The sequence below is a fragment of the Pseudomonas sp. G5001 genome, from assembly GCF_013385475.1.
GTDB lineage: Bacteria > Pseudomonadota > Gammaproteobacteria > Pseudomonadales > Pseudomonadaceae > Aquipseudomonas.
The window spans coordinates 256,341-262,971 of record NZ_JACAPZ010000026.1; the positions used below are offsets into that span (position 1 = coordinate 256,341).

Below are 6,631 nucleotides of genomic sequence, written 5' to 3' on the forward strand. Positions count from 1 at the left end.
CCTTAAAACGTGTCTGGTTTCGAATCTAGCGGGCAAATCTTTAACGCGCCAGACAATTCTGTCCGGCCGGTCAACCCAGGCCGCTTTGCAGTGCCAGGTCCCAGGGCGGCACAGGGCTGAAGCGCGCCTTGAGGTATTCCAGCAACAAGCGGCTGCGGGCGTTGGCGTGTTGCTCCAGGCGGAGCGCATAGATGCCCGCGGTTTCAGGCGTCGGCAGGCCGTTCTCGCAGAACAGCGGGACCAGTTCACCGCGCACCAGGTATTCACTGGCGAGCCAGGTGGGCAGATGCGCAACACCCAGTCCGGCCAGCGCGCCTGAAAGCAGGGCTTCGGCGTTATTGGCGCTCATGCGAATGCGCTGCGGGCGGTAGGTGGATTTGCGCCCATCGAGCTCAAAACGCCAGGCGAACATCGGTGCCAGGCCTTCCCAATCCAGGCCGTCATGCTCGCTTAACTGGCTGGGATGGGTCGGGGTGCCACGGCTTTTCAGGTAGGCCGGGCTTGCGCAAGCGATGCGCACGATGCTGGCCAGTGGCGTGGCAATCAGCCGGGTGTCGACGATATGCCCGGCCCGCAGCACCAGGTCGACCTTGCCCAGATGCTCGCCCTGCATGTCGACAAAGCTGTCGATCAAGTGCAGGTGCACGTCCAGTCCCGGATAGACATTGAGAAAGTCAGCGATGGCAGGCGCCAAATGCCGCCTGCCGAAAGCCGCCGGTGCGTCCACGCGGATCAACCCTTCAGGCGCATGACTCAGCGACACCGCTTCGGCCCGCGCCAGTTGCAGCTCGCTGACAATCCGCCGGGCGCGCTCGGCAAACGCCAGGCCGGCGGGCGTCGGCACCACCGCATGGGTACTGCGTTGAAACAGCCGGCTACCCACCGAGCTTTCCAGGCTGTCGATGCGCCGCGCCACGGCCGAGGGCGTGAGCGGGTGACGGCGCGCGGCTGCGGAAAAGCTGCCGGCTTCCAGTACGTCGAGAAACAGGCTCAGTTGATCGGTCAATGTATTGGGGTTCATCAGCGTCTGCTTGTGCGAGATTGGCACAGCCATTGTGCGTTGCTGTGCGTTTCCGCACCAGAGCGGACTGCGTAGCATGCAAAGCCTGGGAACAGCAGGAGCGAGCGGGTGGCAGATTTAGCGTTGTATTTAATGCTGGGCGTAGCGTTGGGCACGGTCGGTGGCTTGTTCGGCATCGGCGGCGGGCTGATTGCCATTCCCGTGCTGGGGGTATTTTTCGGCCTCGACCAGCAGATCGCCCAAGGCACGGCCCTGGTGATGGTGGTGCCGAATGTGATGCTGGCGTTGTGGCGTTATCACCAGCGCAACCGGATTGAATTGCGTCATGCACTGCCGTTGGGCGTGATGGGTTTTTCCTTCGCCTGGCTGGGCTCGATCTGGGCGGTGGGGATCGATGCTGACGTGATGCGGGTGGGTTTTATCGCGTTTCTGCTGGTATTGGCGTCCTACAACCTGCTGCGAATGTTTACCCACAATGCACCGCCGTCAGCGCAGATGCGTTATTCCTGGCCGTGGCTTGGGGTGTTGGGCGCGGCGTCAGGCTCCATGGGTGGCTTGTTCGGGGTGGGCGGTGCAGTGGTTGCCACGCCGGTGCTGACCAGCATCTTCGGCACCAGCCAGGTGGTGGCCCAAGGGCTGTCGCTGGCCCTGGCGCTGCCGAGCACCAGCGTGACCTTGGTGACCTACGCCTGGCACCACGAAGTGGACTGGCTGATCGGCTTGCCTTTGGCCGTCGGCGGTTTGCTCAGTATCAGTTGGGGCGTGAAAGTCGCCCACGCCATGCCGGAGCGCATGTTACGCGGGCTGTTCTGCGGGTTCCTGGCGGTGTGTGCGGTGATGCTGACGTTTAAAGTTTGAAGCCTTCGAGGATGTATTCGGCGAGGCATTCGGTAATCGGCGAGGTGGTGCGCGGGTTGCGCAACAGCCGCAGGTTGACCGACGGCAGCGGCGGAAAACCGTCCGCTGTGCCCAATATGCGCAGGTCTTCGGTCACCAGGCTTTCCATATTGATCGTGACGGCCAGGCCGGCACCCACCACTGCGAGGATCGCGGCCCCGTTGGAGCTGTGATACGCCAGTCGGTACTCCTGCCCCTGGGCGTCCAGCGCGGCGCGTGCCCACTGCGTGCAAAAACTGTCGAGGCCGGAAATGGCCAGGGGCAGGGCGCTGTGCTCATCCATACAGAAGCAGGGCGCCGCCACCCACACCATGCGTTCATGGCGCAGCAGTTCGCCGATTTCATTTCCCGGTTCGCGGCTGATAACGGTCAGGTCGAGGTCCCGGCGCTGCATCAGCACCGGCGACGACTCGCAGTGCATTTCAATCTGGATCAGCGGGTAAGCCTTGGAGAAGCGCTTGAGAATCCCCGGCAAGTAGCGCATCACGTAATCGTCCGGGGTGCCGATGCGCACCAACCCGACCATGTGCGGCTCGCGCAGGGTGTTGAACACCTCGCTGTGCAGCTTCAGGATCCGGCGCGCGTAGCCGAGCAGCACCTGGCCTTCGGGCGTCAACCGCACCTGGCGGCCATCGCGCTCGAACAACTTGCGCTGCAACACATCTTCTTCCAGGCGTTTCATCTGCATGCTCACCGCCGACTGGGTGCGGTTGACCTGCTCGCCGGCGCGGGTAAAGCCCCCTTGATCAGCGATGGCGACGAAGGTGCGCAGCACCTCGGTGTCGATACTCGGGTAGCTGGACAATTGATCAATCTCCGAGATGTATTGCATAAGAAACATTCGTTGGATTGATCATAGCGCCAGGCACAGACTTCAGTCATCCCCACTGGAGGGCGAGATGATGAAAGGTCAAAGAGGCTTTGTACTGATGGCGAAGCGGCCGTTTTCCGGGCTGCTTCAACTGGGTTCCCGGTGGATGGCCGTGCACCGTGAGCGTCAGCTGTTGATGAGCATGAGCGATGAGGCGCTCAAGGACATCGGGCTCAACCGTGGCGATGTCGAGCAGGAAAGCCGCCGGCATTTTTGGGAAGACCCGCTGCGAAAATGACTCGGGATGCAGTAGGGTGGTTCGCGAGCACACAAGGAGATGCCCATGCCCGCAGAACTGTCCTTTTCCCTCAAGCAGGCGCGACGCCTGGCGCTGGCCGCCCAGGGTTTTTCCGGGCGCCAGCCGCCGGCGTTGATCAAGGCGGCGCAGGTCAATCGCCTGGTTGAGCGTTTGGGCGTGTTGCAGATTGATTCGGTAAATGCGGTGGTGCGTTCGCACTACCTGCCGCTGTTTTCCCGTCTGGGGCATTACTCTCCGTTGATTCTAGAACAGGCCGCCTGGAGTTCGGGGCGGCGCCGCTCGCTGTTCGAATATTGGGGCCATGAGGCGTCGTTGTTGCCAATGGCGCTGTACCCATTGATGCGCTGGCGCATGGAACGGGCGGCCCGGGGGCAGGGGATCTATCAGCAAATGGCGCGTTTTGGTCGCGAGCAGCAGGCCACCATCGCCCGGGTGCTGGGCATCGTCGAACAACAAGGCGCCCTGGGTGCGGGCAGTTTGTCGACCCGCGAGGAGCGCGCCGGCCCGTGGTGGGACTGGAGCGATGAAAAGCATGCGCTGGAATGGTTGTTCGCCGCCGGCCAGGTGACCGTCGCCGGGCGGCGGGGTTTTGAGCGTTTGTACGACCTGCCGGAGCGTGTGATCCCGGCCGACATTCTCCAGCAAGCCCCGTTGAGCGAGGCAGAGGCGCAACGCGGTTTGCTGCTGCACAGCGCCACGGCGCTGGGGGTGGGCACTGAAAAAGACCTGCGCGACTACTTCCGTCTGGACCCGGCCGACAGCCGTGGGCGCCTGGCGGAGCTGGTCGAGGATGGGCAATTGATCACCTGCGACGTGCAGGGCTGGAAACAGCCGGCTTATTGCCTGCCCGAGCCAAAAGTCCCGCGCAAGGTGCCTGCCAGCGCACTGTTATCGCCTTTTGATTCGCTGATCTGGGAGCGCAGCCGTACCGAGCGGTTGTTCGATTTCCGCTATCGGCTGGAGATCTACACGCCCCAGGACAAGCGGGTATATGGCTACTACGTGCTGCCGTTCCTGCACAACGAGCGGATTGCCGCGCGCGTGGATCTGCGGGCGGAGCGGGCGGCCGGACGCCTGGCGGTGCATGCCGTTCACGAGGAAGAGCCGGGGCTGGACGAGGAGGGCATGCGCGCGCTGGCCCTGAATCTGCGGCAGATGGCCGACTGGCTCGGGCTTGAGCAGATACAGCTCAATTGCCAGCGGGCCAGTGCGGCACGGTTGCGGGTAGAGCTTTTAACGCTTGACCTGTTTTAGCGTCTCGGCGATCAGGAATGCCAATTCCAGCGACTGATCGGCATTCATCCGTGGGTCGCAGTGGGTGTGGTAGCGGTCCGACAGCCCGTCTTCAGTAATCGGCCGCGCGCCACCGATGCACTCGGTGACGTTCTGCCCGGTCATCTCGATATGAATCCCGCCGGCGTAAGTGCCTTCGGCTTCATGCACCTGGAAGAACTCCTTCACCTCACTGAGAATCTGCGCGAAGTCCCGTGTCTTGTAGCCGCTGCTGGCCTTGATGGTGTTGCCGTGCATCGGGTCGGAACTCCACAGCACCTGCTTGCCCTCGCGCTGTACCGCGCGGATCAGGTTCGGCAGATGGTCGCCGACCTTGTTGGCACCCATGCGCGCAATCAGGTTCAGGCGGCCCGGGTCGTTGTCCGGGTTGAGGATGTCGATCAGGCGGATCAGGTCGTCGGGGTTCATGCTTGGGCCGACCTTGACCCCGATCGGGTTGTTCACCCCGCGCAGGAATTCGACGTGGGCACCGTCCAGTTGCCGGGTGCGATCACCGATCCAGAGCATGTGTGCCGAGCAGTCGTAATAGTCGTTGGTCAGGCTGTCGCGGCGCACGAAGGCTTGTTCGTAGTTGAGCAGCAGCGCCTCGTGGGCGGTGAAGAAACTGGTCTCGCGCAGTTGCGGCGAGCTGTCCATGCCACAGGCGCGCATGAACGCCAGGGTTTCATCGATGCGGTCGGCCAGTTGGCTGTACTTCTCGGCCAGGGCGGAGTTGGCAATGAAGTCCAGGTTCCACTTGTGCACCTGGTGCAGGTCGGCAAAACCGCCCTGGGCAAAGGCCCGCAGCAGGTTCAAGGTGGCGGTGGACTGGTGGTAGGACTGCAGCAGGCGGTCCGGGTCTGGCACGCGGCTTTTTTCGTCGAAACCGATGCCGTTGACGATATCGCCGCGGTAGGCGGGCAGGGTGATGCCGTCGATGGTTTCATCGTTGGAAGAGCGCGGCTTGGCGAACTGGCCCGCCATACGCCCGACCTTGACCACCGGGCAGCCGGCAGCGAAGGTCATCACAATCGCCATCTGCAGCAGCACCTTGAAGGTGTCGCGGATTTTTGCCGCCGAGAACTCGGCAAAACTCTCGGCGCAATCGCCGCCTTGCAACAGGAAGGCGCGACCCTGGGTCACCTCGGCAAACTGACGGCGCAACTCACGGGCTTCACCGGCAAACACCAGCGGCGGATAGCTCGCCAGGTTTTGCTCGACCTGCGACAAATGCGCGGCGTCAGGGTACTGGGGTTGTTGCTGGATCGGCAGGGCGCGCCAGCTGTCGGGGCTCCAGGGTTGGCTCATCATGAACTCGAGTGATTTGCGGTCGGGCCGTCATGTTATCAGCAATTAGTACGTGACCTGCTGCCGCCGGTTCGCCCACAATCCCGGCTTTCCCGTTGGCACGCCGTTAGGAGTTGCAATGTCTGAGGAGCGCGTCGAGCGCCTGCTGGCCGAGGTCCATGATGACTTCGGCATGATCCGCGTGCTGGAAGTGGCCGATTACCGCTTTCTCGAGTTTGGCGATGCCATCGAGCAGAGTTGTGTGTTTACTGCTGACCCGAGCTGGTTGGAGTATGACTACACCCGCGCGATGCTGATTGGGGCGTTGTGCCATGAGCAGCCGGAGAGTGCGTTGTTCCTGGGCTTGGGCGCTGGGACGTTGACCCAGGCCTGTCTGAAGTTTTTGCCTTTGGAAGATGTTGAGGCCATCGAACTGCGGCCTGATGTGCCGCGTCTGGCCATTGAGTACTTGGGGCTGGATGATGATCCTCGGCTGTATATCCGCGTTGGGGATGCGTTGGAATTGCTGCCTTCGGCTGAGTCGGCGGACCTGATTTTTGTCGACCTGTATACGGATGTTGGCCCTGGGGTTGGGCACCTGGCCTGGACGTTTCTGGAGAATTGCCAGAAGAAGCTGAACCCGGGGGGGTGGTTGGTGATTAATCAGTGGGCTACGGATGATGGGAAGCCTTTGGGGGCGGCGTTGTTGCGTGGGTTGTATCACCGGCATTATTGGGAGTTGCCGGTGAAGGAGGGGAATGTGATTTTGCTGGTGCCGGCGGATCTGGATCAGGTGCTTGATGTGGCGGCGTTGTCTGCGCGGGCTGAGGGGTTGGCGTCGCGGTTGGGGTATTCGTTGCAGTCGCTGATCAAGGCGATTCGGCCGGCTACGTAGGGTTTTGATTGTGTACATATCCGTTGCTGCGGTAACGGCCGCTTATGGTTCCGCTCTTACAGCGGGTCACTTTTGGCAAACGCCCCAAAAGTAACCAAAAGGTCTTTGCCCCACCACTCGGTGCCTCGC

Annotated in this window: 7 protein-coding genes; 4 read left to right on the forward strand and 3 right to left on the reverse strand. The window is 62.2% G+C overall.

What is annotated here, in order from left to right; translation table 11 throughout:
* Positions 1–70: 70 nt before the first annotated feature.
* On the reverse strand, positions 71–1,021 hold the full coding sequence (locus HX805_RS21440; protein WP_008437773.1) for a LysR family transcriptional regulator: 951 nt from the start codon (positions 1,019–1,021) through the stop codon (positions 71–73).
* A 108-nt stretch (positions 1,022–1,129) separates the two neighbouring features.
* Here HX805_RS21440 and HX805_RS21445 point away from each other — a divergent pair, with 108 nt between their 5' ends.
* Entirely contained in the window at positions 1,130–1,879 is a 750-nt protein-coding gene (locus tag HX805_RS21445; protein ID WP_032899680.1) for a sulfite exporter TauE/SafE family protein, read from the forward strand.
* Here the strand turns inward: HX805_RS21445 and HX805_RS21450 are convergent.
* On the reverse strand, positions 1,869–2,750 hold the full coding sequence (locus HX805_RS21450) for a LysR family transcriptional regulator (protein WP_023659060.1): 882 nt from the start codon (positions 2,748–2,750) through the stop codon (positions 1,869–1,871). The two genes, HX805_RS21445 and HX805_RS21450, sit on opposite strands and share 11 nt — an antisense overlap.
* Positions 2,751–2,820: 70 nt before the next feature.
* Here HX805_RS21450 and HX805_RS21455 point away from each other — a divergent pair, with 70 nt between their 5' ends.
* Together HX805_RS21455 and HX805_RS21460 are read left to right on the forward strand one after the other, a co-directional pair.
* Entirely contained in the window at positions 2,821–3,027 is a 207-nt protein-coding gene (locus HX805_RS21455) for a DUF1127 domain-containing protein (RefSeq protein ID WP_003218685.1), read from the forward strand.
* Between the two features lie 45 nt (positions 3,028–3,072).
* Complete coding sequence (locus HX805_RS21460; RefSeq protein WP_087693648.1) at positions 3,073–4,302, forward strand: winged helix-turn-helix domain-containing protein; 1,230 nt, start codon at positions 3,073–3,075, stop codon at positions 4,300–4,302.
* On the opposite strand, the gene HX805_RS21465 is transcribed toward HX805_RS21460, so the two are convergent.
* Positions 4,282–5,628: a class II 3-deoxy-7-phosphoheptulonate synthase gene (locus HX805_RS21465; RefSeq protein ID WP_003218681.1), complete on the reverse strand. Its 1,347-nt coding sequence runs from the start codon at positions 5,626–5,628 to the stop codon at positions 4,282–4,284. The two genes, HX805_RS21460 and HX805_RS21465, sit on opposite strands and share 21 nt — an antisense overlap.
* 118 nt (positions 5,629–5,746) lie before the next feature.
* On the opposite strand from HX805_RS21465, the gene HX805_RS21470 reads away from it, so the two are divergent.
* Entirely contained in the window at positions 5,747–6,502 is a 756-nt protein-coding gene (locus tag HX805_RS21470) for a spermidine synthase (RefSeq protein WP_102605070.1), read from the forward strand.
* Positions 6,503–6,631: the final 129 nt, after the last annotated feature.

What these genes read in the sequence shown, in the direction of transcription:
- HX805_RS21440 (WP_008437773.1), bottom strand. Translation starts at nt 1,021, where the DNA reads ATGAACCCCAATACATTGACCGATCAACTGAGCCTGTTTCTCGACGTA.
- HX805_RS21450 (WP_023659060.1), bottom strand. Translation starts at nt 2,750, where the DNA reads ATGCAATACATCTCGGAGATTGATCAATTGTCCAGCTACCCGAGTATC.
- HX805_RS21455 (WP_003218685.1), top strand. Translation starts at nt 2,821, where the DNA reads ATGAAAGGTCAAAGAGGCTTTGTACTGATGGCGAAGCGGCCGTTTTCC.
- HX805_RS21460 (WP_087693648.1), top strand. Translation starts at nt 3,073, where the DNA reads ATGCCCGCAGAACTGTCCTTTTCCCTCAAGCAGGCGCGACGCCTGGCG.
- HX805_RS21465 (WP_003218681.1), bottom strand. Translation starts at nt 5,628, where the DNA reads ATGAGCCAACCCTGGAGCCCCGACAGCTGGCGCGCCCTGCCGATCCAG.
- HX805_RS21470 (WP_102605070.1), top strand. Translation starts at nt 5,747, where the DNA reads ATGTCTGAGGAGCGCGTCGAGCGCCTGCTGGCCGAGGTCCATGATGAC.